The organism is Phyllobacterium bourgognense (genome assembly GCF_003337575.1).
Taxonomy (GTDB): domain Bacteria; phylum Pseudomonadota; class Alphaproteobacteria; order Rhizobiales; family Rhizobiaceae; genus Phyllobacterium; species Phyllobacterium bourgognense.
This window is the reverse complement of sequence record NZ_QPJM01000005.1, coordinates 264,193-288,181: the sequence shown is the minus strand read 5'-3', so window position 1 is coordinate 288,181 and position 23,989 is coordinate 264,193. Positions and strand designations below refer to the sequence as shown.

Sequence of the window (23,989 nt, the reverse complement as noted above, 5' to 3'; positions counted from 1 at the left end):
CGCCTTTAGGGACGCGATTTACCCTGATTCGTGCCAAAGACTATCATTTGAAGACGATTCTGCGGCGGAAGACGCGTTATGTGGCATCTGAATTCATAGACCAGCCAAAAGTAGTCTGGATTTGCATCGGCATGCAGTGTAACACGGCGTTCGATATTGCATCTGGCGCTAGGGTCACTCTGTTGCCGCATTTAGTGACCAAAGCCAGACAAGCAAATACAAGTGACCAAGCCACACTTCGGATAAGTGCGCTGAAAGGAACAAGTTGACCATGTCCACCCGAAAGACTTTCGCTGCAACCGCATCTCTCGCAGGCGCCGTTGCATTACTTGCCGCCGCGGCAGTACCAGCCTCCGCCCAGCAACAGCAAAGAGCGCCTCAGGGTTGGTTCAAGGTTTGCTCGAAACAGGAAGACAATGACATCTGCAATACGCAGAATATCGTGACGGCCGATAGCGGCCAGCTTCTGACCGCCGTCAATCTCATCGAGATCAAGGGTAAGATCAATCGCAAGATCTTCCAGGTTTCCGTCCCGACCGGCCGTCTCATCGCTCCGGGTGTTGGCCTCCAGATCAATGGCGGCAAGACACAGAAGGTTGATTACGCCATCTGCTTCCCGGATCGTTGCATCTCCGAAGTTGCCTTGTCCGATGACCTGCTTGCTGCCTTCAAGAAAGGCAATCAGCTGACGATGACTTCAGTCAACTTCCAGAACAAGCCAAATCCGATCAACGTCGCGCTAACCGGTTTCACCCAGGCTTATGACGGTCCCGGCCTGCAGCAGAACGAGCTCGAACAGCGTCAGAAGACGCTTCAGGACGAAGTCCAGAAGCGTCAGAAGGAATTCGAGGAGAAGATGAAGGCTGAGCAACAAAAGGCCAAAACCGGCAACTGATCAACCGGCACCGAAAAGCAAAAAAGGACGCTTCGAGCGTCCTTTTTTATTGCGCACGAAGTTGGTGCACTAGTTTATGTGAGGCTTCTTCACGCGATAGACGCCGTTTTCCGGCGTTTCAAACATGTTCCCGATCTGCGGATGCCTCAGGGGCACACCGGTCGTATCGGCAACAAGGTTCTGTTCCGAAACATAGGCGACATATTCGCTCTCGGAGTTTTCAGCAAAAAGGTGATAGAAGGGCTGGTCGCGGCGCGGCCTTATATCCTCGGGAATGGATCTATACCATTCTTCCGTATTGTTGAATTCCGGATCCACGTCGAAGATAACGCCCCGGAATGCGAAGATCCTGTGGCTCACCACCTGGCCGATCTGAAATTTTGCATGGCGTATCTGTGTCATCATCGTCATTCGTAGTAGGTATCTGTTTCTATCAAAGCTCGCGAGCCTAAATGGTTCCTGCGATCACTCTATCCCGCCATAAATTCAAAAAGTCCGTCATGCTCAGTGTCTTCAATCTCGTACTTCCATTCTTTGGACTGATTTTCCTTGGCTTTTTCGTGGCACGAATTAACCACCAGCCTTTAGAGGCGCTGGGATGGATGAATACGTTCATCATTTATGTGGCGCTGCCGGCTTTGTTTTTCCAGATACTTTCGAAAACGCCCGTGGCGGAATTAACCCAGTGGAACTTTATCCTCGGGTGCACTTTGTCAACATTTGCTATTTTCCTGACGATATTTCTGATCGCCTTCGCGCGGACGCGGAAGATCGATGAAAGCACAATTCAAGGGCTTGCTGGAGCCTATGGCAATATCGGTTACATGGGGCCGGCACTGGCGATTCTCGCCTTCGGTGCGTCGGCAGCCGTGCCTGTAGCGTTGATATTCTGCTTCGACAACACGCTGCACTTCGTCATGGCGCCGCTGTTGATGGCGCTTTCAGGCAATGACAAGCGTTCTACGCGCGATGTCACTATCAGCGTCCTTCGCAAAATCTTCGGCCATCCTTTCATCATCGCGACGATCATGGGTGTTGGTGCCGCGATCCTCGGTGTCGAGCCACCTGTCGCAATCGACCGCATGATCGATCTCCTAGCCAAGGCGGCAGCGCCTTGTGCGCTTTTCGCTATGGGCGCAACGCTTGCACTACGTCCACTGAGGCGCGTACCGAAGGAACTTTATCTCATTGTCCCGATCAAGCTGCTGGTTCAGCCGTTACTGATTTATTGGGTACTGAATCTTGCGGGGAATTTTCCGCCTGTGTGGATTTATACGGCCATGCTCATGGCCGCATTGCCCACAGCAACCAATGTCTTTGTCATCGCTCAACATTATGGCGTGTGGGTCGAGCGGGCCTCCAGCAGCATTCTGGCGACCACTTTGTTTTCAATCGCGACCCTGACCTTGTGGCTCTACTTCATGACGCATGGTCTCATTCCCTGACACGCCGTCAACGTCTTTGTTACCAAGATAATCGCCCGCTTGGCTCTTTCGATCAGCTGAGCCCTTGCGGCTGTCGATTTTCTGTATATATAGTTGCGAATGATTTGCAATTGCGATTGGGGTATTCCATGGATCAACTAGGGCGGGCGGTCGACACGCCTAAGGGCTGGCGACACGCAAGGGGCGAGGCATCGCTGTCGGATGTGCATCGTTCGATTGCCGTGCGGACGAGTGGACCGGGTTGGCGTCGTGCGGCGGCTTTCGTCGGTCCAGGTTATCTCGTCGCCGTGGGCTACATGGACCCGGGCAACTGGGCGACATCGCTCGCCGGGGGATCGAAATTCGGTTACACGCTTCTTGTCGTGGCGCTCGTTTCCAATATCATGGCGATTGTCTTGCAGGCTCTTTGCGCGCGGCTCGCCATAGGTTCGGGCAGGGATCTGGCACAGGCATGCCGCGATGCTTTTCCGAAACCGGTTGCCTATACGCTATGGTTTCTCGCGGAAATTGCCATCATCGCTACCGATATCGCCGAAGTTATCGGCACGGCCATCGGCCTCAACCTGATTTTCGGTATTCCGCTTGAAATTGGCGTACTCATCACAGCGCTCGACGTATTCCTCATTCTTTATCTGCAGAAGCTTGGCTTCCGCTGGGTCGAGGCGCTCATTATTACGCTACTCGGGGTCATAGCCGTTTGTTTCGCGATCCAGATTTTCATGGCGGATCCGGAATGGGGCGCTGTCATCAAGGGTTTTGCACCAACCACTGAGATCGTGACCAATCCGGAGATGTTGTATCTTGCGCTGGGTATTCTCGGGGCGACGGTGATGCCGCACAATCTGTATTTGCATTCTGGTATTGTGCAGACCCGCGATTACGGAAATACGTTGCCGGAAAAACGTTCTGCACTGAAATATGCAACGATCGATTCCACTTTGGCTCTCATGTTCGCGCTCCTGATCAACGCGTCGATCCTCATTCTTGCTGCTGCAACATTCCACAAGACGGGTCAGACGGACGTCGCGGAACTCGGGGAGGCGCATTCGCTGCTCGCGCCGCTTCTGGGCTTGGCGATAGCACCGACGCTGTTCGGCATCGCCTTGCTTTGCTGCGGTATAAATTCGACCGTAACGGCAACGCTGGCCGGGCAGATCGTCATGGAGGGGTTCCTCCATATCAAGCTTGCGCCGTGGCTGCGGCGGCTGATCACACGCGGTATCGCCATCATTCCGGCATCCATCGTTACGGTCTGGTATGGTGAAAGCGGCACGGCAAAGCTGCTGGTTCTGACGCAGGTGGTTCTCAGCCTTCAGCTATCGTTTGCCGTATTCCCGCTGGTCATGTTTACGGCAAGCAAGGCAAAGATGGGCGCCCTCGTTTCACCGCGCTGGCTCTCGGCATTCGCGATGTTTATAGCAGTGGTCATTGCGCTGCTGAACGTGAAATTGCTAAGCGACTTCGTGCTGGCGTGAATTAGAGCTTCGGGCACCAATATTGTTGCCCGAGGCGCTAATGTCTGCCGGCCTCCTTGTGCGAAAATCGCCAGCCGCTGCCTGGGCGCAGGCCCTCGCGCATGACAAAGCCACGCAGCGGCGAAAAGGCTCGCAAGAGCTCAAGGCCGCCGCTGCGAACCATCTGAACCGGCAGAAAATCCGACAGGAGCGAACGGTTCAGCGCGTCAACAGCACCCGTCCGTGCAAGAATGTCCGGGCTTCGCTTGCGATTATAGGTTGTCAAAACGCTGGCTGCGCCCAGATCCATACCATCGACCGGCAGAGTGTCCAGCAAGGTCTCGACATCACGAACACCGAGATTGAGACCCTGTGCACCGATCGGCGGGAAGACATGGGCCGACTCGCCAGCCAGGAACACGCGGTTGCGAGCGAATGAACTGGGTACCAGGCCGGATAGTGGCCAGCTCTGAGGATCGACATTGATGGTTATGGCGCCGAGCATGGATTGCATGCGCTCTTCAACCCGCGTCGCCAGTTGGTCGCGGGAAAGTTCAAGCAACTCCACAGCCTGAGCCGGGGTTGTCACCCAGACAAGACTTGAACGCTTGCCGGGCAAGGGCACCTGCGTGAAAGGACCATGCTCCGTATGAAATTCCGTTGAAATATCATGATGATCACGCGTATGGCTAAAGCTCAGAACGATGGCAGTCTGATTGTAGCTCCAGGTTCGCGCCGATATTCCAGCGGCTTCGCGCGCCAGCGAGGAGCGGCCATCGGCAGCGATGACGATATTGGCGGTGTACATAGAACCGTCGCTGCCTTCGACAGCAATCGCATTTTCAGCCGGGTGATAGTGGGTGGCCGAGGCAGCGACATGGTTCACCTTCGAATTCTTCAGCGCGTCGCTCAGGACTGACGTCAAAGTGACATTGGGAATATTGTAGCCGAAGGCCGGCTCGTCAATTTCGCTCGCCTCGAAGGTTACCGCCGGGCTCCTGATAAGCCGGCTTGTTCCATCGAGGATGCGCATTGTGGCAATAGGCGCAGCATGTGGCTCGATGCTTGCCCACAAGCCAATCCTTTCGAGAAACTTGATTGCAGGCACCATCAGCGCAGTTGTGCGTTTGTCGGAACCCTCCGGGAGAACCCCAAGGCTGATGACATTGTCGAAACTTTGCGCAAGTGCAATAGCAGCAATCAGCCCCACATGACCTGCACCCGCAACAATAATCGGATCGGTTCTGGTACTGGTCATCGTTTGTCTCCGCTTCGCGCTTTCAACAGTTTATATTAGCCTAATTGCTTGCACTTTGGGCATTTTTCAAGAAAAGCTGCTCACAAATCGTTCGCTATCGCTAAGGTACAACAGCGAACGCATTAACATCATGCAGCAGATTGGCACGGACCGTGAAAAAACCGATATTGCCCAAGGCCATAACGCCCAAGAAGGTAACGGCACCGCAAGCCAAAGCATTTTCCGTCCATCTTCTCACGGCGTCCGGCTCCTTTCTGGCGTTTCTTTCTGTGGTTGCGGCCAGTGAGGAAAGCTGGACAGCGATGTTCTGGTGGCTTGGACTGGCGCTTTTTGTCGACGGTATCGACGGGCCGATTGCACGTAAGCTGGACGTCAAATATGTCCTGCCGAACTGGTCTGGCGAACTTCTGGACAACATTATCGACTATATGACCTACGTGCTCATTCCAGCCTTTGCGCTGTATCAGCGCGGCTTTATGGGCGAGGGGCTTTCCTTCCTGGCAGCAGCGATCATCGTGGTTTCCAGCGCAATCTACTATGCGGACACTGGCATGAAGACCAAGGAGAACTTCTTCAAGGGCTTTCCGGTCGTCTGGAACATGATCGTCTTTACGTTGTTCATCGTGCGCCCCGGAGAATGGGTGGCCTTCGCCATCGTTCTCGTTGCGGCGATCGTCTCGTTCCTGCCGATCTATTTCCTGCACCCAGTTCGTGTGCAGCGCTTGCGACCACTCAATCTTGCGATATTCTTCCTGTGGTGTGCCTTTGGCGCATATTCACTGTTTCAGGAACTAGATTCGCCGCTCTGGGTGCGGATTGGCATTTCGGTGACGGGCATCTATCTTTTCTTCATTGGCGCCGTGATGCAGGCGTTCCCCAATCTCGGTCGTAGGGAGAAAGTTTGATGGTCAAAGCTGTTCGCATTCATCAGGTCGGCGGGCCTGAAGTGTTGACCTATGAAGACATCTCCCTCGGCGCCCCCGGACCCGGGGAAGTGCGCATCCGTAATGAAGCCATCGGGCTCAATTTCCTTGACGTTTATTACCGGACTGGCCTCTATCCGTCGCCAAGCGGACTGCCGCTCATTGTTGGCCACGAAGGTGCTGGCGTCGTGCTGGCAGTGGGGCCTGACGTCAAGGACATTAAGGTTGGCGACCGTGTCGCCTATACCAATCCGATCGGCGCTTATGCCGAAGAACGGCTCATTCCGGCAAATCGGCTTGTCAAAGTGCCTGATGGCATTCCGTTGAAACAGGCAGCCTCGATGATGCTGAAAGGCCTGACCGCGCAATATCTGCTGCGGCAGACGTTTCCGGTCAAGCAAGGTGATACTGTCCTCTTTCACGCTGCGGCTGGCGGCGTTGGCCTGATCGCTGGGCAGTGGGCAAAACATCTTGGTGCGACGGTCATCGGCACCGCCGGGTCTGACGAAAAGGTCAAGCTGGCGCTGGACAATGGCTACGATCACGTCATCAACTACAAGACCGAGAATTTTGTCGAACGGGTGAAAGAACTTACCGGCGGCAAAGGCGTCGATGTCGTTTACGATTCGGTCGGCAAGGATACATTTGACGGCTCGCTGGATTGTCTGCGCCCGCGCGGGATGATCGTATGTTTCGGTCAGTCTTCCGGACCGGTTCCGCCGTTTGACCTTGGTATTCTGTCGCGCAAGGGATCGCTTTATCTGACGCGGCCTACCTTGTTTGTATACATTGCCGCGCGCGAGGCTCTGGTGGACGGAGCAAGCGAACTCTTCGATCTGGTCTCGAAAGGCATCATCCGCATAGAGATCGGCCAGACCTACGCGCTGAAGGACGTTGCAACGGCTCATCGTGCCCTGGAAGGGCGGAGAACCACCGGTACGACAGTGCTCATTCCTTAAGCCACCGTCACCGATGCCCGAATATTGTGCGCAAATGGCCGCTACCATACGTTTTGCACTTTCCAAATTTGGTGGGCCTGACATAGGATCGAGAAACGGTCTTGGCCGCGGGGAATTATGACAGGCACAATAACAAAAGACGGCTCTGAAATACCGTTACTGGAAGCCGAAAAGCTCACCAAAATTTTCGGGACACTCAAGGCTTGTGACGGGATTGATCTGAAGATCGGAACCGGCGAGATTCACGCGCTCCTGGGCGAGAATGGCGCGGGCAAATCCACCCTCGTCAAAATGTTATTCGGTGCATTGCAGCCAACTTCCGGGGATATCGCATGGAAGGGTGAGGGTGTTAACGTTGCCAGCCCTGCTATGGGAAGATCGCTGGGTATCGGTATGGTTTTCCAGCATTTTTCTTTGTTCGATGCGCTGACCGCTGCCGAGAATATTGCCCTGTCGCTGGACGAGAAGTCGCCGCTCGACACGATCGCCGCACGCGCCCGCGAGATCGGCCAGACCTATGGCCTGCCGGTCGATCCTGACGCGCTTGTCGGTGATCTTTCGGTTGGCGAGCGGCAACGTATCGAGATCATTCGGTGCCTGTTGCAAAACCCTGATCTGATCATCCTTGACGAGCCGACATCGGTGCTCACTCCGCAGGAAGCCGATCTTCTGTTTGTGACACTGGAGCGTTTGCGCTCGGAAGGAAAATCCATCCTTTACATCAGTCACAGGCTCGAGGAAGTGCGCAGGCTTTGCGACCGCGCAACGGTACTCCGGCACGGTAAGGTTGTCGGTCAATGTGATCCACGCACGCAGACTGCAGCTTCATTGGCGCGAATGATGGTCGGCAATGACATCCATGTCATTGAAAGGCTTCCGGCAGAATGGACGGACCGGATACCGCTTATTGAGGTGAACGGCCTGTCACAGAGACCGCGCGGGCCGTTTTCGGTAGCGCTTCATGATATCTCTCTGTCGATCAATGGCGGAGAAATTCTTGGTATCGCCGGGGTTGCCGGCAATGGCCAAGGTGAACTCTTCGAGGCGATTTCCGGCGAAGTACTGCAGGAACGTCCACAAGTCGTACGCATCCGCGGCACAGATGCCGGGAGAATCGGTATATCGGCCCGGCGCAAGCTTGGCGCAGCTTTTGTGCCTGAGGAGCGGCTTGGGCACGGCGCAGTGCCGGATATGTCTCTAACCAACAATTTGCTCCTGTCACGCCATTCAACGGATCGTAAAATGTTCCTGACCGGCGGCGTGCTGAAGCTTGTATCGGAATCCAGCCTTGCATCAGCGGCGAAACGTATCGTCACGCAAATGGATGTGCGCAAGAGTGCAGAAAACCCTGATGCATCAGCCCTTTCTGGGGGCAACCTGCAGAAGTTTCTCATCGGGCGGGAGCTGGATCGCAACCCATCCGTGATCGTCGTCAACCAGCCAACGTGGGGCGTCGATGCGGGGGCGGCAGCGCATATCCGCCAGGCATTGGTCGACCTTGCCCGCAGCGGTTCCGCTGTGATCGTGATCAGCCAGGACCTCGATGAATTGTTCGAAATCTCCGACCGCATCGCCGCAATGGTGCATGGCCGTCTTTCCGAATCCGTGCCAATCGAGGCAATGACGATGGAGCGCGTCGGACTGATGATGGGCGGCGCGGACGCTGCTGCAGGGGCGGCATGATGCGGATCGAAATCGTCAAACGTCCGCAGCATTCAGCTTTGTTCAGCGCCTTGTCGCCATTCATCGCGCTGTTCCTGACTTTGATTGCTGGCGCGATCCTGTTTTCCATACTCGGCAAGAACCCGATTTCAGCGCTCGATTCCTATTTCGTTGAGCCTTTGACCGAGGTCTGGTCGATCCACGAATTGCTGGTGAAAGCGGCACCGCTGATCCTCATTGCGGTAGGGCTTTCCGTTTGTTTTCTTTCAAATAACTGGAATATCGGCGCTGAGGGACAGTTCATCGCAGGCGGTATTGCAGGGTCAATCCTGCCGGTTGTTTTCCCGGATTTCCAAGGCTGGTACGTATTGCCGATCATGCTGCTGCTGGGAATGGCGGGAGGCATGGCCTATGCGACAATACCGGCGTACCTGAAGGTCCGCTTCAATACGAATGAAATTCTCACCAGCCTGATGCTGGTTTACGTGGCGCAGCTCTTTCTCGACTGGCTGGTGCGGGGCCCGTGGCGCAATCCTCAAGGGTATAATTTCCCCGAGACGGTACAGTTCAGCGATAGTGCCGTTCTGCCGGCGATATGGCCAGATTCGGGTCGCGCGCATTGGGGTTTTGCTCTCGCCATAATCGCTGCGGTGCTTGTCTGGTTCATGCTGTCACGCACGTTGAATGGCTTCGAGATCAAGGTGCTTGGCCGTAGTTCCAGGGCAGGGAGGTTTGCCGGTTTCAGCGCCGGCCGGCTTACTTTCTTTGCTTTTCTCGTGTCGGGAGCATTAGCCGGCCTGGCTGGCATCGCCGAGGTCTCGGGCGCCGTGGGGCAGCTGCGGACGAGTATTTCACCGGGCTATGGATTCACTGCAATTATCGTCGCGTTCCTCGGAAGGCTCAATCCGTTGGGGATAATTGCCGCGGGACTGGTGCTCGCTTTGTCTTATTTGGGAGGCGAGGCAGCACAGATTTCATTGGGTATTTCGGAAAAATCGGCCCGTATCTTTCAGGGCATCATCCTGTTTTTTGTCCTCGCCAGTGACAGTCTGATTTATTATCGCATCCGGATTGTGTCGCGCTTGAGCGACACAGCGTTGAAGGGCGCGTGAAATGACGATGTTCGAAGCCATACTCCTGACAGTGGCAACAGCGGCGACGCCGCTGCTCATTGCCGCGTTGGGCGAACTCGTCGTCGAGCGGTCCGGGGTGCTCAATCTGGGTGTTGAAGGCATGATGGTGATGGGTGCCGTGACCGGGTTTGCGGTTGCGCAATACACCGGTTCGGCCTGGCTGGGCATGTTTGCGGCGATCCTTGCCGGAGCTGCCTTTTCATTGCTGTTTGGTTTCCTGACCCTGACGCTGATCACCAACCAGGTGGCGACAGGCCTCGCACTCACGCTGCTTGGGCTTGGGGCTTCCGCGATGATTGGTGAAAGCTTTGTCGGTCTACCCGGCATACGGATGAATTCGTTTTATATACAAGGGCTTACGGACATTCCTTATGTCGGAAGGTTTTTGTTTGGACAAGACCCCATTTTTTACATTTCCATCCTGCTGACGATTGGCGTGGCTTGGTTTTTGTTCAGGACGCGTGCCGGTTTGACGTTGCGCGCAGTCGGCGACAATCACACATCGGCGCACGCTCTTGGTGTGCCCGTCGTTCGCATTCGCTACCTTGCCGTGATATTCGGCGGTGCCTGTGCTGGCTTGGCTGGCGCGCAACTCTCACTCGTCTACGTGCCGCAATGGGTGGAGAACATGACTTCGGGCAGGGGCTGGATTGCGCTGGCGCTGGTGGTTTTCGCGTCCTGGCGCCCGTGGCGTATCCTTGCCGGGGCCTATCTTTTTGGTGCTGTAACCATCGGCCAGCTGCACGCGCAGGCGCTCGGCATCGGCGTTCCATCCCAATTCATGTCGTCGCTGCCCTATCTTGCGACAATTGTCGTACTGGTACTGATTTCACGCAACAAGCGCCTGACATTGATGAACACCCCGACATCGCTCGGCAAACCCTTCGTGCCTGACCGCTAGAATACGACACAAAGACAATTTGAACGCTTTAACAGAAGAGGTGAACGCAATGAAAAAACTGATGATGGCGCTAACGGTAGCCGCCAGCTTTGCTGTGGCAGGGCCCGTCTTGGCCGCCGAAAAATTGAAGGTCGGCTTTATTTATATCGGACCGCCGGGTGACTTCGGCTGGACTTACCAGCATGATCAAGGCCGCAAGGAGCTCGAGAAAGAGCTGGGCGACAAGGTCGAGACAACTTTTCTTGAAAACGTGCCTGAAGGTGCCGATGCGGAACGCTCAATCGAGCGTCTTGCTCGTGCTGGCAACAAGCTGATCTTCACCACATCGTTCGGCTATATGGACGCGACGATCAAGGTTGCGCAGAAATTTCCGGACGTCAAATTCGAACATGCGACGGGCTACAAGACCGCTGAAAACGTCTCGGTCTATAATTCGCGCTTCTACGAAGGCCGCTATGTGCAGGGCGTGATCGCTGCAAAAATGTCCAAGACCGGCGTCGCTGGTTACATCGGGTCGTTTCCCATTCCCGAGGTTGTCCAAGGCATTAATTCGTTCATCCTGGGTGCTCAAACCGTCAATCCGAACTTCAAGATCAAGGTGATCTGGGCGAACTCATGGTTTGACCCGGCCAAGGAAGCTGATGCTGCCAAGGCACTGATCGATCAGGGCGTGGATATTATCACCCAGCACACGGACTCGACTGCTGCGATGCAGGTTGCGGCGGAACGCAAGATCAAGGCTTTCGGCCAGGCTTCGGACATGATCAAGTTTGGCCCGGAAACCCAGATGACGTCGATCGTCGACAACTGGGGCCCGTACTATATCGAACGCGCCAAGGCGGTGCTGGATGGAACCTGGAAATCGCACAATGTGTTCGAAGGCATGAAAGAAGGGCTTGTCGTGATGGCGCCCTACACGAACATGCCGGACGATGTGAAGAAGCTGGCCGAAGAAACCCAGGCCAAGATCACGTCAGGGGAACTCAAGCCTTTCACCGGCCCGATCAAGAAGCAGGATGGTTCCGAATGGCTGAAAGCTGGCGAGACAGCGGACGACAAGACCATTCTGAGCATGAACTTCTACGTCGCCGGTGTGGACGACAAGCTGCCGAAATGACAACAAGCGACCTATGTTGAAAAGGAAAGGGCGCCACTGGCGCCCTTTTTGCTGTCACTATTGAAATGGATCACTCTGCTTCGTCAGCAGCCCCCGCATTCAACAGCCCATAACGTTCTGCACCGATTGAATTAAGCAGATCGATCTGCGTCTCGAGGAAGTCGACATGTCCTTCTTCGTCCTTGAGCAGTTCGTCGAACAATTCCTTGGAGACATAATCACCAAGCTGATCGCAAATCTCGCGGGAAAGTTTGTAGGATTTCACCGCATCGTATTCACCGGCAAGATCCGCCTCGAGCACTTCCTTGACGTTCTGGCCGATGCGCAGCGCGCCGACGGATTGCAGATTTGGATGACCTTCGAGGAAGATGATGCGCTGGATGATCTTGTCGGCGTGATGCATCTCTTCGATGGATTCCGCGCGTTCCTTCTTGGCCAGCTTCGTGAAGCCCCAATCGTCCAGAAGGCGATAATGCAGCCAATATTGATTGACGGCGCCTAATTCGAGAAACAATGCCTCGTTAAGCCGCTCGATGACCTTTGGTTCGCCCTTCATGTCGTGAACTCCCGTATTCGTGACGCAGTGACCGGACACGGTCGATGAACGAAACTGCATCAGAATCGTCTGAACGATGCCGGAGATGATATTCTTCCGTCACCTTTATGATGGTTTCAACGACATTTGGGAAGCAACCGCAGCAGCGGCCGCGTTTCTTCATGGCATGGTAAACTTTGGCAGGAACAACGAGCTGCCACGGGTCAGCATCGAGAAGTTCAATAATGGAACTCTCGATCTCTTTTTGGGTAATTATGTTGCAATGGCAAACTAGCATTTTATATAGGCGCCGTACTCACAAGAACACGCATCCGCGACATCTAATGCCGGGAAGGCACCTAAACTTGAATCAATTGCTGATCCGACTGCGTTGTGTACGCTAGACCCACAAAATACTATCCCGAAACCGGGTGATACTTTCGAACCAGACAATGGTTCCTCCAATCGCAAGGGTTCAAGGCCCAAACATTAAAGGTCATGCGTTCATTCAACGCTCCAGCTATAAAGCCGGTTTGTTGAGAACCTGTCAAATGCATATGGTGATATTATGTCATGATTTCAACTAGTTAGAATAATTCTAAACTAGGCAAATAACATAACCATTTCAATCATGTTTGCCCTCGCAGGCATGTTGAAAGCAAAAAAATAGTGCCGGCTCAACATGTGTCAAAACGTCTCACAAGCTCGTGATGGACATGTTGAGGTCGAGGGGTTCAGCGTTTTTCACAACTGAGAACAACCAATTTGCAACGCAGGGTGCAGAAAAGCATCCCGGAATCGGCACTTCCTGCATGAGATTCGATGCTTTGTGTGCAAGATTCGCGTATTTTCGTTTGAGAACTCCGCCGGAAAAGACGGCTCGATTCAAGAATCGTTGCGTTTTTTGTATCGGCGAAATCACGGCAATTTACCGTACTGTGCAGTACGGTAAACTCGCTTCAGCTGGCGGTCGCGAGGCGCGGAGTGAGTATGTCGATCCCCAGCAGAGCACGCACATCGCGCTTATCGACGATGTCCTCGATCGTGAACTGGGCGAGCACCTCGAAGAATGCATTGAGTGCCTTGCGCAATGCTGAATTCAATCCACAGCTATCGATCAGCGGGCAATCGGCGGCATCGTTTTCGAAGCACTCCGCCATGGCGAAGTTCTCTTCAGTCACGCGCACTACGTCGAAGAGGGTAATGTCCTTGGCCGGTTTGCCAAGCTTCACGCCGCCATTGCGACCGCGCACGGTTTCGATGAAACCGTTCTCGACCAATGGTTGAAGGATCTTGAACAGGAAAAGTTCCGAGACCGTATAGGCTTGGGCAATTTCACCGATTCTGCTGAGATTGCCGTCATTGGCGGCACAGTACATAAGAATTCGGATGGCGTAGTTCGTCTGTCTGGTCAGTCGCATGGGAATATCTCTTTCAACCTGAAAACCAGGCCTGCATATTCAAATCTGGGCGCAGTTTAGAATTATTCTTGATAAAGTAAACGATAATATGAAAGCCAGTTTCATATTATCCAGATCTCACGCTTAAATGTCGATCCGATTTTTTATCGAACGATAACAACGATAGAGGCCGTAATGAGAGCGATCGCGCACAGCAACAGGAGACCGTAGACCCGGGGCTTGTCAAAAAGGACCGCGAAACCGGCAGACCAAACCACCACGGCCGCGCCGAGAGCATAGAGAAAGCCTGCTTTGTGGGCCCATGCAATATTGACGGCCATAAGACCGCCAATGATAAGGGCGCCGAATACGACCATCAGAGCCAGGGCGTACTTCTCAAAATTATCCATTCGGGGCAGCTCACTCTCAGAACGCATAACAGAATGTCCGTAACCTGATGAATGATCAGGCAGATAGTGAGCCCTACATAGACTGTTCGCGCCCCGGAAAGCAACCTGAGACACTGCCGCACCGCGATTGGCAGGCCCATGTGTGCTATAGGCAACAAAAAGGCCGGGAATTCCCGACCTTTCCGAATTCGCCTCAAACGCCAGTGCCAGTACATCCGTGGTCAAAAGCGGAAACGAATTTCTGAAACTGATATATGAAGCGTGCCGCTGGATTTCAAGGCCTGTCTCTCTAACGCCGATACGCGCTTAAGCCTGCAAGGAGACCTATGCCAGCGACGGCGGAAACGATTGCGACCGCGGTCATCGGGTTCTCTCTGGCTTTTTCACTAACCATGTGCGCTTCCTCGCCAACGAAGCGAGCTGCTTTTCGGCTGTTCTTCTTCACCGCCTCGTAGGCAGAGCTACCGCCATTTTCATAAAGTTCATAGCCGTGCTCGGAAAGCGATTTGCTGATTGTTGCCAGCTGCTTGCGCAACGCAGCGACCTGATTTTCCAGATCCTTTTCAGCCATAGCCTGAACTTTGGTTGTATTCGTTGCCATTTCAGTAATCCTTTCCTTGAGTGGAGAAAGGAGGAACGTGGTTTATGGGATTTTGTTCCGATTACACGCCGTGCGGGCTACTTCCAACAGCCGTTTCTCTGGCCATTGAGATTGTGCGAATCGATATCTATGCTGGCGGAAAAATCGTTCTTCACAAGATAGACTGCGGTTTCCGGCTTGATCCTGATCTTGTTCCAGCCGGCACAGCTGGACGCGTTTTGCGGCGCTTCGCTCATCCAGCGCATTGCGCCGCAACCAGACATCCCAAGGATGCAAGGCAGCAGGAAAGCCAGAGCCAATCTCTTCATCTTCTATTCTTCCGGTCCGGCTTGATAGAGCCGATCGAAAATGTGCCAAGGACGGCTGCAAATGGCGCTTTGCTGCGCTCCGATGCTCACGTACGCAACGTACGCTCCGCTTCGGTGCTCGCAAATTACCATTTTCGCCACGCCCTGACGAATTTTCAGTCAAGCTCCAAGGGTTGCTGTTGAATGGCGCTGAACAGTCATCGCACATTTTGCACGATGATGTCATTGAACTTTCGTCCAAACCTAGTCGTCATTGCTGGCGTTCAGCTGCTGCGGCGTCAAGCCTTCCTCGATTGCCTTGCCGGTCAATGATTGTGCCAGGATCAACCTGCTGGACTTGAGCAAAGGCGCATTGGCAGCCCGCACCCTAACGAGGCGCGGGTTGTTCTCATGGGCCGTGACTGCCGCTTCATTTGCGTAGAGTTCGTTGACCATGACCTTGTTGGCAATGGGTGTTCCATTGCGCTCGATGGGTTTGATGACCTCGAACCGCAGGCAACCGGGTTCTTCCTCTAGCGTCTTGCGGGCATGCTCGCGGATTAGTGCAATGAATTCCGCTTCGCGGCCTTCATGCGTTTCGAATTCAACGATGATCGTCAATGCAGTCATAGAAATTCAAACTCCCTGCTTTTGCAACGAGGTCTAACAGTCGCCAATCGACAAATCCAGCGCCTGTTTCATAAGTGTTTTAATCCCGCCTTGATGGTGCGAGAATGAAACCATCCCGCAGCAACTGAAAAAGAGGTTGACCCATGAAAAGCGTCCTGTCTGTCGTTGCCGTCCTTCTTATCATCATGGGAGCAATCTGGGCGCTGCAGGGTCTCAATGTTCTCGGCGGTAGTTTCATGGTCGGTCAAACACGATGGACCGTCATAGGGCTGCTGACCATCGCGATTGGCGCGGGACTTCTTTATTATGTTAGGGTCAGGACTCATTAATATGATCGAAATGGCGCCTGAAACGGCACGAAGATGCGAGGAGAAGCGTGAAGGGCGGGGTCTTTCCCCCGGCCGAGCGGTTCGACCCTGCAGCTTGCAGCCGTTTCGGCGTCCGGAGGATATGGTCTTTTCGCCCGGCTACTTTGTCGCAAAGGCTCGAAAATTGATAAACATTTCCATCGCCTCTGCTCCTCGCATCCGAACGAAAAGCCTCATACCATTCGACCAGATTAATGAGTCCTGGCCCTAGGGGGTCACGATCCCCATGAAAATCGGAACCTCTCGTATTCGCCAGCGTTGTTTTTTTATCGTGGTCGCAGCAATTGCGATCTGATTGTCGCTGAACGACAAGTTGAAAATGAAAGGAAGCTCCCATGAAAAAAGCCTTTGATATACGTGTGGCGAGGGGAGCTTGAGATGGCCAACATCGTCTTGAACAAAAAGACATGGGTAATCGTCGCCGATGGGGAAAAGGCGCTGTTTCTCCGTAATGAAAACGATATGAAGCATGTCCAACTCAGCACCATCCATGAAATGCATCACTCGAATCCCGCGACACGAGAACAGGGGAGCGACAGGCCCGGCCGTTTCAGTGACGGACCAAGCCCGCACCGCAGTGCTGTCGAGGACACCGATTGGCATGAGATTTCCAAGAAACGATTTGCCAAGGAAGTGGCCGACGCACTCTATGGTTACGCACATAAGGGAGGTTTTGAACGGCTGGTCGTGATCGCTCCACCGACGGTGCTCGGAGAAATGCGCCAGGAGTTCCACAAGGAAGTCTCCGACAGGATCGTGAGCGAAATCCCGAAAACCCTGACCAATCACCCGATCACCGATATCCAGGCGATGCTGACAGCAAGTTAGAGCCTGGAGCGACAATATCGGCCGTGGCACGAGCAAAGATTGATTAGTCGGGTAAATATCCTTGATAACCGCTGCACAGCACACAAGCAAAACCCCTGCCGGGACCGGTAGGGGTTTCGCGAGTTGAGGCTTGATTTGGCTCTAACAAACTGGACTCTGGATAAGAATATCGCGCATCGTTTCAGTGCGGCGCAGGCTCAAGGTACCGCTACACTCAACCTGTAAAAATGCTAGCACATATCGCGAAAATTTCAAGGTTCAGATGGCAAAAGTCTAGCGAAGCTTCGCCTTGTTGCGTTCGTTATCTTCCTCAAGCCGTTTGATTCTTGCCTCCAAAGCATTGATTGCCTTGAAGACAGCCACGCCCATACTTTTGAAATCACCGCTATGAATGGCTGCTTCGATCGCATGTTTGGCATCTTCAATCGACATTGTTTTCTCCACTCACGATTGCTGTTCGGCTCATGCAGAAAACCCAATCCTCAAGGGGCATGAGGATTGGGTCATGTTGGCTTGTGGGTTAAGCCAAGACTGGTTTGGGACCAGTCATACAGAAATGTTTCAAGTGTACGTTGGTTCCGGTTGCCAGCAAGATTATTAGGACAGGGATTACCAGGGGGCGGGAACTATGATGGCAGCAGATTGAAAAGGACCGCTACATGAAACCCAAAGGCGGTCAAAAACAGTACCACACCAAGGGCGCGACCCCTCATGGAACGGCGAATACCCTCGGGCGAATTGCGCGTGCTGGTGTAATCTGCTGAAGCCATCAGGATTATCCTCGTTGAGGGATCATCTTCCGACATTCCATACACGATTAACACTATAGAGATTACAATTCTCAATGCCTAACAGGTAAAGTTTTGCGCTGAAGCAAGAGGACACGGAACAATTTTCCACAAGCTGCTCAATTACGAAACACGACGGCTCCCCAGTTAGCTGCAAATGATATCCAGCGCTCGCCTCAGTTGAATTCGATTTCTGGAAATGTGCAAAAAGCGCAAAACAAAATCGCCAAATGCGGCGATCCGGAGCAAAAAGCGGTCTGGTTCGAGGCACGCCTGATGTGTTGCAATGCAGGACAAGAGTCTTGCTTCGCATGCCGCCGGTTTGCGGCAATCCAATGAACGAGGAAATGAATGTCCATTTTTCCAAGCGTGGCGCGTTTGGCCCACCACGAGCTGACCGTAGACGCCGACCTGTTCAAGGATTCGATGCGGCACCTGGCGGCAGCTGTGAGCGTCATTACAGTTGGACGTGGCGCCGACCGGACGGGGTTCACTGCAACGTCAGTCTCGTCATTGGCCATAGATCCGCCCTCGGTGATCGTCAGCCTCAATCGCGCCTCCTCCTCTTGGCCAGTCCTGCAGCGGCATGGCAGCTTCTGCGTCAATATGCTGGCGCACGATCAGCGCCATGTGGCCGACAGTTTTTCTGGAAGGGACGGTCAAAAGGGGGCGGAGCGCTATCAGGGTGCGGAGTGGCGGGAACTCAGCACAGGGACGATGGCGCTGGTCGATGCGCTGGCAGTGCTCGATTGCGAACTCGACGATGCTATAGAGCGGCATTCGCATGGCATCCTGATCGGCAGGGTCAGGGCGGTGACGCTGCGCCGCAATGCCGAACCGCTGATCTACTGGCATGGCGCCTATCGCCAGATTAGGGGCTGTTGAGATTCACACTCTGACGGCCTGCAAATGGCGTTTTTCTGCGTTCCGGTGCTCACGTACCTTGAAGTACGCTGCGCTCCGGTACTCGAAAACCACCATTTTCGCCGCGTCAGAGCTCGAATTTTAACAGCTCCTGGGTCGTAGACTCAAATCTTGTAGAAATGACGCTTGAGGTAATTGCTTCCCAGTGCGTCAGGTCACGATCGCCGTGATTGAGGCCGCGATCAACGCCACCGACACAAACAAAATCAATCCGTAAAGCCGGGGCTGATCGAAAATCACGGCGAAGCCAAGGAAAAAAGCAGCGCATGCGGAAGCCAGCGCGAAAAGAAAAGCAGGTTTGTCAGTGGTAGTAATCGCGAAGGCCATCAGCCCGGCAATGATGAGTGCACCGAAGACGATGAAGATCCAGGTCGCGAAGGTTTCGTAGCGGTCCATCGTGTGCTCTCCGGTCAGTCCATGCGCTTCTATTTCGATTACAACGGAATATCAACAGGCAGTCAAATCGGAAACAAAAGCGCCAACTTGCACTCGAGCTGATCTGATCGGAGCCAAAATTCGTAATACAAAAAGAATATTTTGTTGCCGAATGCCAAGATTAAAGTCTTCTGGTGTACAAAAGTGAGGCCAATTTACCACACTGATAAAGTTCGGTGCGTTTACATTAAACCGTGGGTTGCACCTCCTTCGATGTGAAACTAGCTTGCACTTGCCGATATCGTTGTTTGGTCGCGGGGACTGCTTTGGGTAATTGGCAATCCCTTATCACATGCTCGCTATAGGGGGAATTACATGAAGTCGTCCAAGCTTTATGCACGTATCTTCTGGCTTTCTTCTGTTTCCTTCATAACACTCTCCATAACCAATCAACCCGCATCTGCAGCTTGCAACCTCGTCCCTACAGCAGGAAACGATGTTTATATTTGCGACAGCGGGACCGGCGGACCGTTGACGGATACCGGCGGAAACAATTCGCTTACACTTCCCACGGGGGGCACGGGCACGATCACGGGGCCGGTCACATTCGGTACCGGCGTCGATGCAGTCGTCATCAATTCCGGCACAATCAACGGCAACCTCATCGAAGGCGGCGGCAACGACAGCCTTGAGGTGAACGGCGGTACGGTCAACGGCACGATTTTCCAGAATGGTGGCGTCGACAATTTCGTCATGACCGGCGGCGTGGTTCAAAGAGTGGAGCAGGGCAGCGAACTCGACACGGCAACAGTCAGCGGCGGCCGGATCATCGGTCAGTTCTTTGCCGGCGATTTCTTCACGATGACGGGCGGGCAGATCGGCGAAGTCAACCTCGAGCAGGCCAACAACGAAATGCGCATGTCCGGCGGTGTCGTCGACAGCTTTGTCATTGCGACGCAGGGGCGTGATCTTTTCATCCTCACCGGCGGCCAGATTGGCGGGTTTGTCAACCTCGGCAGTGGCGACAACCGAATCTTTATCAGCGGCGGCTCAATCGGCAGCACCGTGACGACGACAGGCGGCAATGACCAATTTACCTGGGATGCAGCGGGCACGATCGCGGGAGCGATCAATCTCGGTGCTGGCAATGATACCGGTACATTGCAGAGTCTGACCGAGGCAACGCTTTCCACGACACCATCAATCAACGGCGAAGCCGGCACCGACACGCTGACCTTCGCCAATACGACTGCTACCGCGTCCGGCCGTTATGTGAACTGGGAAAACGTAGCGCTCACGGACAGTTCCGCCTTCACGCTCGACAGCAATTTCGTGGTTGGCGACAGCGGAACTGGAACCGGCAGCTTTTCGATCGATGGAACAAGCACCCTGTTGGCGGGCAACGGCGTCAATGCCGCAATTGCGCCTTTCGCGGCAGGGCAACTCGTCAATGTGACGAATGCAGGGACGATCGATCTCACCAATGGTTCGAGCGGCGCAACCGACACGTTTACAGTCCTTGGCAATTATACGGGCAGTGGCGGCGCGATCCGGCTGCAGACGGTGCTTGGCGATGATTCATCAGCTTCCGACAAATTCGTGATTTCCGGCGGCACGGCGGCCGGGACGACCGGACTAGCGATAACCAATCTAGACGGAGCCGGCGCCAGCACCGTACAGGACGGCATTCTCGTTGTTGAGGCTGTCAACGGCGCAACCACCGATGCATCTGCATTCAGCCTGAGCAATTCGGTAGCGGCAGGTGCCTTCGAATACGCGCTCTTCAAGGGCGGTGTGTCCGCGGGATCGGCGGAGAACTGGTATCTTCGGTCATCGCTTTTACCAGGCAGCATTCCTGCTGCAGTAAGCGAGTCCGGACCTGAAGAGATCATCTCACCGCCCGGACCGGGTGTGGAACCACCCAATACTGGCGCAACAGCTGTCGAGGCTGATCCGGGTGAATCGATCCCGCTCTACCGTGAAGAGGTTCCTCTCTATTCGGCTTTGCCGCCGGCTGCGCGTCAAACCGCGCTGGCAACGCTCGGGACATTCCACGAAAGACGGGGCGAGCAGGGCGTTGTCAATTCGCGCGAGAACTTCTCCGCCGCCTGGGGCCGTGCTTTCGGGCAATCGACAGAGCAAAGCTGGGATGGAACCGTTGATCCATCCATTGATGGAAACCTCTACGGCATACAGGCCGGTCTCGATGTTATCGGCTGGGAGCACGACAACGGACATCGCGATATAGCCGGTCTGTTCTTCGGCTATTCGAATCTCGACGCGGATGTCAAAGGCCAGGCGGTCGGGTGGAATGGTGTCAATGTCGGCAGCCTCAATCTTGATACGACGAGCTTCGGCGGCTACTGGACGCATATCGGCCCCGGCGGATGGTACCTGGATGGCGTTTTGATGGGATCGTGGTTTGGCGGCGATGCGACCTCCGAACGCGGTACCGGCATCGATATCGACGGCACGGGCTTTACCGCGTCGCTGGAAGGCGGTTACCCGATCCCGCTGTCGGAAAGCTGGACTATCGAACCGCAGGCACAGATCATATGGCAGAACGTCTCGCTGGACGATCAATCGGACGCCTTTTCCGATGTCGGATTCGACAATGATGACGGCTTCACGGGCCGGCTCGGTTTCCGGGTGCAGGGAAAATATCAGACCTCGGCCGGTTTGTTCCAACCCTACGTCAAGGCCAATCTGTGGCACGGTTTCAGCACCACGGACTCAGTGCTCTTCGGGCCGGATGCAATCACCACCGAAAGTGAGTCGACTTCGCTGGAACTCGGCGCGGGTATCGTGCACGACTTTACCGAAAAGGTCAGCGCGTTTGCCGTGGCGGACTACACGTTCGATGTCGAGGGTGCCGAGCAGAAGATATTCGAGGGCAATATCGGCCTGACCGTCAAGTGGTGAACGGGATCTAGTCCGCGCGCACAAATCGCAAAAAGCCGACAGGACCAGTCTTGTTGGCTTTTTTGCTGTCCGACGGATGGTGGATTCCGTCGCTCACGGGTACTTCGTCAAAATCGAAAGGGCTGATCCCTTCGAGACAGGCAACATTGACGCCGTATTCCTCCGGATTTGAGCGGCGTTGATGATGCGTGTAGATACCGCATTCTGAACAGAAGTAATGTTTGGCCGTCATCGTGTTGAATTGATAGACGCTGAGCTTCTCTTCACCAGCCAGAATATCAAGATCACCGACTTTCGCCGATACCGCCACAGCACCACGCATCCGGCAAAGGCTGCAGGTGCAACGGCGCGCCGTGTGGAGACCATTCGATAGTCTGACATGGAAGCGTACTGATCCGCAGTGGCAGGCGCCGTCAATTTCGCTGATATCGATATCCATTTGTCCGCTCCTGAATGCTGGTTGTCGAATTCCTAGCAATCAGGTCCAGATGTATCAAATCAGAGCGTTGAATTCGCCTCAATTCAGATCAGAATATGGTACATTGTTCCCCGATGCGAGCGCCTTGGTTCGCTAAAGAACGGGCACTGTCAGCGCCCCGCTGGCAATCCCGAAGAGGGAGTGAAAACAATGAAGGCAATGTTGATTGCAATCGGATTTCTCGCCGCCACCAGCCTGTCTGCTTTCGCCGCAGAACCTGCGAAAAAGATGGGCGACATGTGGACCACGGAGGAGGGCATGACCCTTTACACATTCGACAAGGACAAGGACGGCAAATCGAACTGCGATGAAAAATGCCTGAAGAACTGGCCGGCATTCCACGCCAGCAAAGGGGCCAAGGCCGAAGGTGAATGGACGCTGGTCAAGGACACGACGGGCAAGGAAATGTGGGCCTATGAAGGCAAGCCGCTCTATACGTACGTCAAGGACAAGAAAGCCGGGGATATGACCGGAGATGGCGTCGGCGGTGTCTGGCACGTTGCCAAATGAAACCACAGCAGGATGTTTTATGAGGGCGGCTTCCGGGCCGCCTTTTCTATTGCACCTGCATGATTGAAAACGTCGCGAACATTCGCCAACCATGATGATTTTGACTAGGATGCCGGATGGCGCATTCCGCGTCTTTCGGAGGAAGACATCATGGTCCTCAAGTCTTTGGCTTACTCTCTTGTCCTGATACTCGCATTGGCTGGTACAGGTGTGCATGCAGCCGAACGCTGGGAAAAGCTTCCCCCGCCCGAACCAATGCCCGCGGCAGAGAAAAGCGGCATGGCTCCAGTCAACGGCATCAAGATGTATTATGCGGTCTATGGCAAGGGTGCGCCTGTGCTTCTCATACATGGCGGCCTCGGCTACGCTGACGTCTGGGGTGCGCAGGTGGCCGACCTTGCAAAAGACCATATGGTGATCGTTGCTGACAGCCGTGGCCATGGGCGGTCGACCCGCAACGCCGACCCTTACAGCTATGATTTGATGTCGTCTGATTATCTGGCGCTCCTCGATTTCCTCAAGGTCGACAGGACGGCACTGGTTGGATGGAGCGACGGCGGGATAATTGGTCTCGACATTGCCATGAAGCACCCGGAAAGGCTGACGAAGCTCTTCGCGCAAGCAGCCAACTCCAAGGTCGATGGCGTCAATCCGGATGTAATGAAAAACAAGGTTTTCTCAGCATATATTGATAAATCAGGAGAGGTGTACAAGAAGATTTCGCCGACGCCGGACCAGTATGATGCCTTCGTCGAGCAGATCGGTGCCATGTGGGCAAGCCAACCGAACTGGAGCGATGACGATCTGAAGAAGATCAAGACGCCAGTGGCAATCGTTCTCGGCGATCATGATGAAGCCATTACCCGGGAGCATACGGAATACATGGCAAAGACGATCCCGGGGGCCAAGTTGGTCATCCTCGACAACGCCAGTCATTTCGCCATGCTGCAGGACCCGGAAGGTTACAACAAAGCCGTGCGTGACTTCATCGACAACTGATCCAGCAGGTTGCGGAATGTTACTCGAGATTCACCGGGCACGCCCAACACCATCAGGCTGCGTCGGGCTGAAATAGACCGTCGCCGAGCCGTCCGTGCGGCTTCGGCGGCGGGAGACGGATAACCCTGGCTGTCGGCGCGCGGATAGCTTCGGCGTGTCGAGCATCGCGTCTCCGGCGGTCGGCAAA

28 protein-coding genes are annotated in these 23,989 nt (G+C 54.4%); 15 read left to right on the top strand and 13 right to left on the bottom strand.

The annotated features are described in order from the left end of the window. Positions 1-271: 271 nt before the first annotated feature. Positions 272-895 (top strand): invasion associated locus B family protein, encoded by a 624-nt coding sequence (locus C7476_RS12045; protein ID WP_114430156.1) that lies wholly within the window; start codon positions 272-274, stop codon positions 893-895. A gap of 69 nt (positions 896-964) precedes the next feature. Here the strand turns inward: C7476_RS12045 and hspQ are convergent, their stop codons facing one another. Then, positions 965-1,297 carry a heat shock protein HspQ gene (gene hspQ, locus C7476_RS12040; protein WP_114430204.1) on the bottom strand — a complete coding sequence of 111 codons (333 nt, stop codon included), beginning with the start codon at positions 1,295-1,297 and terminating at the stop codon, positions 965-967. Positions 1,298-1,395: 98 nt separating this feature from the next. Here hspQ and C7476_RS12035 point away from each other — a divergent pair, with 98 nt between their 5' ends. Both C7476_RS12035 and C7476_RS12030 read left to right on the top strand, forming a co-directional pair. Then, positions 1,396-2,340, top strand: a complete 945-nt coding sequence (locus tag C7476_RS12035) for an AEC family transporter (protein ID WP_114430155.1) — start codon at positions 1,396-1,398, stop codon at positions 2,338-2,340. A 128-nt stretch (positions 2,341-2,468) separates the two neighbouring features. Then, positions 2,469-3,815, top strand: a complete 1,347-nt coding sequence (locus tag C7476_RS12030) for an Nramp family divalent metal transporter (RefSeq protein WP_114430154.1) — start codon at positions 2,469-2,471, stop codon at positions 3,813-3,815. A gap of 37 nt (positions 3,816-3,852) precedes the next feature. On the opposite strand, the gene C7476_RS12025 is transcribed toward C7476_RS12030, so the two are convergent. Next, positions 3,853-5,052, bottom strand: a complete 1,200-nt coding sequence (locus tag C7476_RS12025; protein WP_114430153.1) for a UbiH/UbiF family hydroxylase — start codon at positions 5,050-5,052, stop codon at positions 3,853-3,855. A 152-nt stretch (positions 5,053-5,204) separates the two neighbouring features. On the opposite strand from C7476_RS12025, the gene pcsA reads away from it, so the two are divergent. From pcsA to C7476_RS11995, 6 genes are all read left to right on the top strand, one after another. Next, positions 5,205-5,957 carry a phosphatidylcholine synthase gene (pcsA, locus tag C7476_RS12020; protein ID WP_245426285.1) on the top strand — a complete coding sequence of 251 codons (753 nt, stop codon included), beginning with the start codon at positions 5,205-5,207 and terminating at the stop codon, positions 5,955-5,957. Further along, complete coding sequence (locus tag C7476_RS12015; protein ID WP_114430152.1) at positions 5,957-6,934, top strand: quinone oxidoreductase family protein; 978 nt, start codon at positions 5,957-5,959, stop codon at positions 6,932-6,934. The genes pcsA and C7476_RS12015 overlap by 1 nt, the downstream gene beginning before the upstream one ends. Before the next feature lie 129 nt (positions 6,935-7,063). After that, positions 7,064-8,617 carry an ABC transporter ATP-binding protein gene (locus C7476_RS12010; RefSeq protein ID WP_181872420.1) on the top strand — a complete coding sequence of 518 codons (1,554 nt, stop codon included), beginning with the start codon at positions 7,064-7,066 and terminating at the stop codon, positions 8,615-8,617. Then, positions 8,617-9,708 (top strand): ABC transporter permease, encoded by a 1,092-nt coding sequence (locus C7476_RS12005; protein ID WP_114430202.1) that lies wholly within the window; start codon positions 8,617-8,619, stop codon positions 9,706-9,708. The genes C7476_RS12010 and C7476_RS12005 overlap by 1 nt, the downstream gene beginning before the upstream one ends. 1 nt (position 9,709) lies before the next feature. After that, positions 9,710-10,630 carry an ABC transporter permease gene (locus C7476_RS12000; RefSeq protein ID WP_181872413.1) on the top strand — a complete coding sequence of 307 codons (921 nt, stop codon included), beginning with the start codon at positions 9,710-9,712 and terminating at the stop codon, positions 10,628-10,630. Positions 10,631-10,679: 49 nt separating this feature from the next. After that, a complete protein-coding gene (locus C7476_RS11995) occupies positions 10,680-11,747 on the top strand; it encodes a BMP family ABC transporter substrate-binding protein (RefSeq protein WP_114430150.1) in 1,068 nt (355 codons plus the stop codon). Between the two features lie 70 nt (positions 11,748-11,817). On the opposite strand, the gene bfr is transcribed toward C7476_RS11995, so the two are convergent. From bfr to C7476_RS11960, 7 genes are all read right to left on the bottom strand, one after another. Beyond that, positions 11,818-12,303 (bottom strand): bacterioferritin, encoded by a 486-nt coding sequence (bfr, locus tag C7476_RS11990; protein WP_114430149.1) that lies wholly within the window; start codon positions 12,301-12,303, stop codon positions 11,818-11,820. Further along, entirely contained in the window at positions 12,269-12,580 is a 312-nt protein-coding gene (locus C7476_RS11985) for a (2Fe-2S)-binding protein (RefSeq protein ID WP_114430148.1), read from the bottom strand. Before C7476_RS11985 ends, bfr begins: the two co-directional genes overlap by 35 nt. A 661-nt stretch (positions 12,581-13,241) precedes the next feature. Continuing rightward, complete coding sequence (rirA, locus tag C7476_RS11980; RefSeq protein WP_114430147.1) at positions 13,242-13,703, bottom strand: iron-responsive transcriptional regulator RirA; 462 nt, start codon at positions 13,701-13,703, stop codon at positions 13,242-13,244. A gap of 143 nt (positions 13,704-13,846) precedes the next feature. Next, entirely contained in the window at positions 13,847-14,092 is a 246-nt protein-coding gene (locus tag C7476_RS11975) for a hypothetical protein (RefSeq protein ID WP_112527107.1), read from the bottom strand. A 289-nt stretch (positions 14,093-14,381) separates the two neighbouring features. Beyond that, positions 14,382-14,693: a hypothetical protein gene (locus tag C7476_RS11970; protein ID WP_114430146.1), complete on the bottom strand. Its 312-nt coding sequence runs from the start codon at positions 14,691-14,693 to the stop codon at positions 14,382-14,384. A gap of 77 nt (positions 14,694-14,770) precedes the next feature. After that, entirely contained in the window at positions 14,771-15,001 is a 231-nt protein-coding gene (locus tag C7476_RS11965) for a hypothetical protein (RefSeq protein ID WP_114430145.1), read from the bottom strand. Between the two features lie 243 nt (positions 15,002-15,244). After that, positions 15,245-15,610: a putative quinol monooxygenase gene (locus tag C7476_RS11960; protein ID WP_114430144.1), complete on the bottom strand. Its 366-nt coding sequence runs from the start codon at positions 15,608-15,610 to the stop codon at positions 15,245-15,247. 143 nt (positions 15,611-15,753) lie between these two features. Here C7476_RS11960 and C7476_RS11955 point away from each other — a divergent pair, with 143 nt between their 5' ends. Then, positions 15,754-15,939, top strand: coding sequence for a hypothetical protein (locus tag C7476_RS11955; protein WP_114430143.1), 186 nt, complete (start codon positions 15,754-15,756; stop codon positions 15,937-15,939). A gap of 417 nt (positions 15,940-16,356) precedes the next feature. Next, positions 16,357-16,806 carry a baeRF12 domain-containing protein gene (locus C7476_RS11950; protein ID WP_114430142.1) on the top strand — a complete coding sequence of 150 codons (450 nt, stop codon included), beginning with the start codon at positions 16,357-16,359 and terminating at the stop codon, positions 16,804-16,806. Positions 16,807-17,079: 273 nt separating this feature from the next. Here C7476_RS11950 and C7476_RS28125 read toward each other — a convergent pair whose 3' ends face one another. Together C7476_RS28125 and C7476_RS28120 are read right to left on the bottom strand one after the other, a co-directional pair. Further along, entirely contained in the window at positions 17,080-17,238 is a 159-nt protein-coding gene (locus C7476_RS28125) for a hypothetical protein (protein WP_181872412.1), read from the bottom strand. Between the two features lie 194 nt (positions 17,239-17,432). Next, a complete protein-coding gene (locus C7476_RS28120; protein WP_181872411.1) occupies positions 17,433-17,576 on the bottom strand; it encodes a hypothetical protein in 144 nt (47 codons plus the stop codon). Positions 17,577-17,945: 369 nt separating this feature from the next. Here C7476_RS28120 and C7476_RS11935 point away from each other — a divergent pair, with 369 nt between their 5' ends. Next, positions 17,946-18,479, top strand: coding sequence for a flavin reductase family protein (locus tag C7476_RS11935; protein WP_114430139.1), 534 nt, complete (start codon positions 17,946-17,948; stop codon positions 18,477-18,479). Between the two features lie 189 nt (positions 18,480-18,668). Here C7476_RS11935 and C7476_RS11930 read toward each other — a convergent pair whose 3' ends face one another. Next, entirely contained in the window at positions 18,669-18,914 is a 246-nt protein-coding gene (locus C7476_RS11930) for a hypothetical protein (RefSeq protein WP_114430138.1), read from the bottom strand. Between the two features lie 354 nt (positions 18,915-19,268). Here C7476_RS11930 and C7476_RS11925 point away from each other — a divergent pair, with 354 nt between their 5' ends. Then, a complete protein-coding gene (locus C7476_RS11925; protein WP_114430137.1) occupies positions 19,269-21,815 on the top strand; it encodes an autotransporter family protein in 2,547 nt (848 codons plus the stop codon). A 7-nt stretch (positions 21,816-21,822) separates the two neighbouring features. Here C7476_RS11925 and C7476_RS11920 read toward each other — a convergent pair whose 3' ends face one another. Next, positions 21,823-22,254 carry a GFA family protein gene (locus C7476_RS11920; protein ID WP_114430136.1) on the bottom strand — a complete coding sequence of 144 codons (432 nt, stop codon included), beginning with the start codon at positions 22,252-22,254 and terminating at the stop codon, positions 21,823-21,825. 189 nt (positions 22,255-22,443) lie between these two features. Between C7476_RS11920 and C7476_RS11915 the strand changes: the two genes are divergently transcribed. Both C7476_RS11915 and C7476_RS11910 read left to right on the top strand, forming a co-directional pair. Further along, positions 22,444-22,803, top strand: a complete 360-nt coding sequence (locus C7476_RS11915) for a COG4315 family predicted lipoprotein (protein WP_114430135.1) — start codon at positions 22,444-22,446, stop codon at positions 22,801-22,803. A 150-nt stretch (positions 22,804-22,953) separates the two neighbouring features. After that, complete coding sequence (locus C7476_RS11910) at positions 22,954-23,802, top strand: alpha/beta fold hydrolase (RefSeq protein ID WP_114430134.1); 849 nt, start codon at positions 22,954-22,956, stop codon at positions 23,800-23,802. The last annotated feature ends 187 nt before the right edge of the window (positions 23,803-23,989 follow it).

What these genes read in the sequence shown, in the direction of transcription:
- C7476_RS12045 (WP_114430156.1), top strand. Translation starts at nt 272, where the DNA reads ATGTCCACCCGAAAGACTTTCGCTGCAACCGCATCTCTCGCAGGCGCC.
- hspQ (WP_114430204.1), bottom strand. Translation starts at nt 1,297, where the DNA reads ATGACACAGATACGCCATGCAAAATTTCAGATCGGCCAGGTGGTGAGC.
- C7476_RS12035 (WP_114430155.1), top strand. Translation starts at nt 1,396, where the DNA reads ATGCTCAGTGTCTTCAATCTCGTACTTCCATTCTTTGGACTGATTTTC.
- C7476_RS12030 (WP_114430154.1), top strand. Translation starts at nt 2,469, where the DNA reads ATGGATCAACTAGGGCGGGCGGTCGACACGCCTAAGGGCTGGCGACAC.
- C7476_RS12025 (WP_114430153.1), bottom strand. Translation starts at nt 5,052, where the DNA reads ATGACCAGTACCAGAACCGATCCGATTATTGTTGCGGGTGCAGGTCAT.
- C7476_RS12015 (WP_114430152.1), top strand. Translation starts at nt 5,957, where the DNA reads ATGGTCAAAGCTGTTCGCATTCATCAGGTCGGCGGGCCTGAAGTGTTG.
- C7476_RS12005 (WP_114430202.1), top strand. Translation starts at nt 8,617, where the DNA reads ATGCGGATCGAAATCGTCAAACGTCCGCAGCATTCAGCTTTGTTCAGC.
- C7476_RS12000 (WP_181872413.1), top strand. Translation starts at nt 9,710, where the DNA reads ATGACGATGTTCGAAGCCATACTCCTGACAGTGGCAACAGCGGCGACG.
- C7476_RS11995 (WP_114430150.1), top strand. Translation starts at nt 10,680, where the DNA reads ATGAAAAAACTGATGATGGCGCTAACGGTAGCCGCCAGCTTTGCTGTG.
- bfr (WP_114430149.1), bottom strand. Translation starts at nt 12,303, where the DNA reads ATGAAGGGCGAACCAAAGGTCATCGAGCGGCTTAACGAGGCATTGTTT.
- C7476_RS11985 (WP_114430148.1), bottom strand. Translation starts at nt 12,580, where the DNA reads ATGCTAGTTTGCCATTGCAACATAATTACCCAAAAAGAGATCGAGAGT.
- rirA (WP_114430147.1), bottom strand. Translation starts at nt 13,703, where the DNA reads ATGCGACTGACCAGACAGACGAACTACGCCATCCGAATTCTTATGTAC.
- C7476_RS11975 (WP_112527107.1), bottom strand. Translation starts at nt 14,092, where the DNA reads ATGGATAATTTTGAGAAGTACGCCCTGGCTCTGATGGTCGTATTCGGC.
- C7476_RS11970 (WP_114430146.1), bottom strand. Translation starts at nt 14,693, where the DNA reads ATGGCAACGAATACAACCAAAGTTCAGGCTATGGCTGAAAAGGATCTG.
- C7476_RS11965 (WP_114430145.1), bottom strand. Translation starts at nt 15,001, where the DNA reads ATGAAGAGATTGGCTCTGGCTTTCCTGCTGCCTTGCATCCTTGGGATG.
- C7476_RS11960 (WP_114430144.1), bottom strand. Translation starts at nt 15,610, where the DNA reads ATGACTGCATTGACGATCATCGTTGAATTCGAAACGCATGAAGGCCGC.
- C7476_RS11955 (WP_114430143.1), top strand. Translation starts at nt 15,754, where the DNA reads ATGAAAAGCGTCCTGTCTGTCGTTGCCGTCCTTCTTATCATCATGGGA.
- C7476_RS11950 (WP_114430142.1), top strand. Translation starts at nt 16,357, where the DNA reads ATGGCCAACATCGTCTTGAACAAAAAGACATGGGTAATCGTCGCCGAT.
- C7476_RS28125 (WP_181872412.1), bottom strand. Translation starts at nt 17,238, where the DNA reads ATGTCGATTGAAGATGCCAAACATGCGATCGAAGCAGCCATTCATAGC.
- C7476_RS28120 (WP_181872411.1), bottom strand. Translation starts at nt 17,576, where the DNA reads ATGGCTTCAGCAGATTACACCAGCACGCGCAATTCGCCCGAGGGTATT.
- C7476_RS11935 (WP_114430139.1), top strand. Translation starts at nt 17,946, where the DNA reads ATGTCCATTTTTCCAAGCGTGGCGCGTTTGGCCCACCACGAGCTGACC.
- C7476_RS11930 (WP_114430138.1), bottom strand. Translation starts at nt 18,914, where the DNA reads ATGGACCGCTACGAAACCTTCGCGACCTGGATCTTCATCGTCTTCGGT.
- C7476_RS11925 (WP_114430137.1), top strand. Translation starts at nt 19,269, where the DNA reads ATGAAGTCGTCCAAGCTTTATGCACGTATCTTCTGGCTTTCTTCTGTT.
- C7476_RS11920 (WP_114430136.1), bottom strand. Translation starts at nt 22,254, where the DNA reads ATGGATATCGATATCAGCGAAATTGACGGCGCCTGCCACTGCGGATCA.
- C7476_RS11915 (WP_114430135.1), top strand. Translation starts at nt 22,444, where the DNA reads ATGAAGGCAATGTTGATTGCAATCGGATTTCTCGCCGCCACCAGCCTG.
- C7476_RS11910 (WP_114430134.1), top strand. Translation starts at nt 22,954, where the DNA reads ATGGTCCTCAAGTCTTTGGCTTACTCTCTTGTCCTGATACTCGCATTG.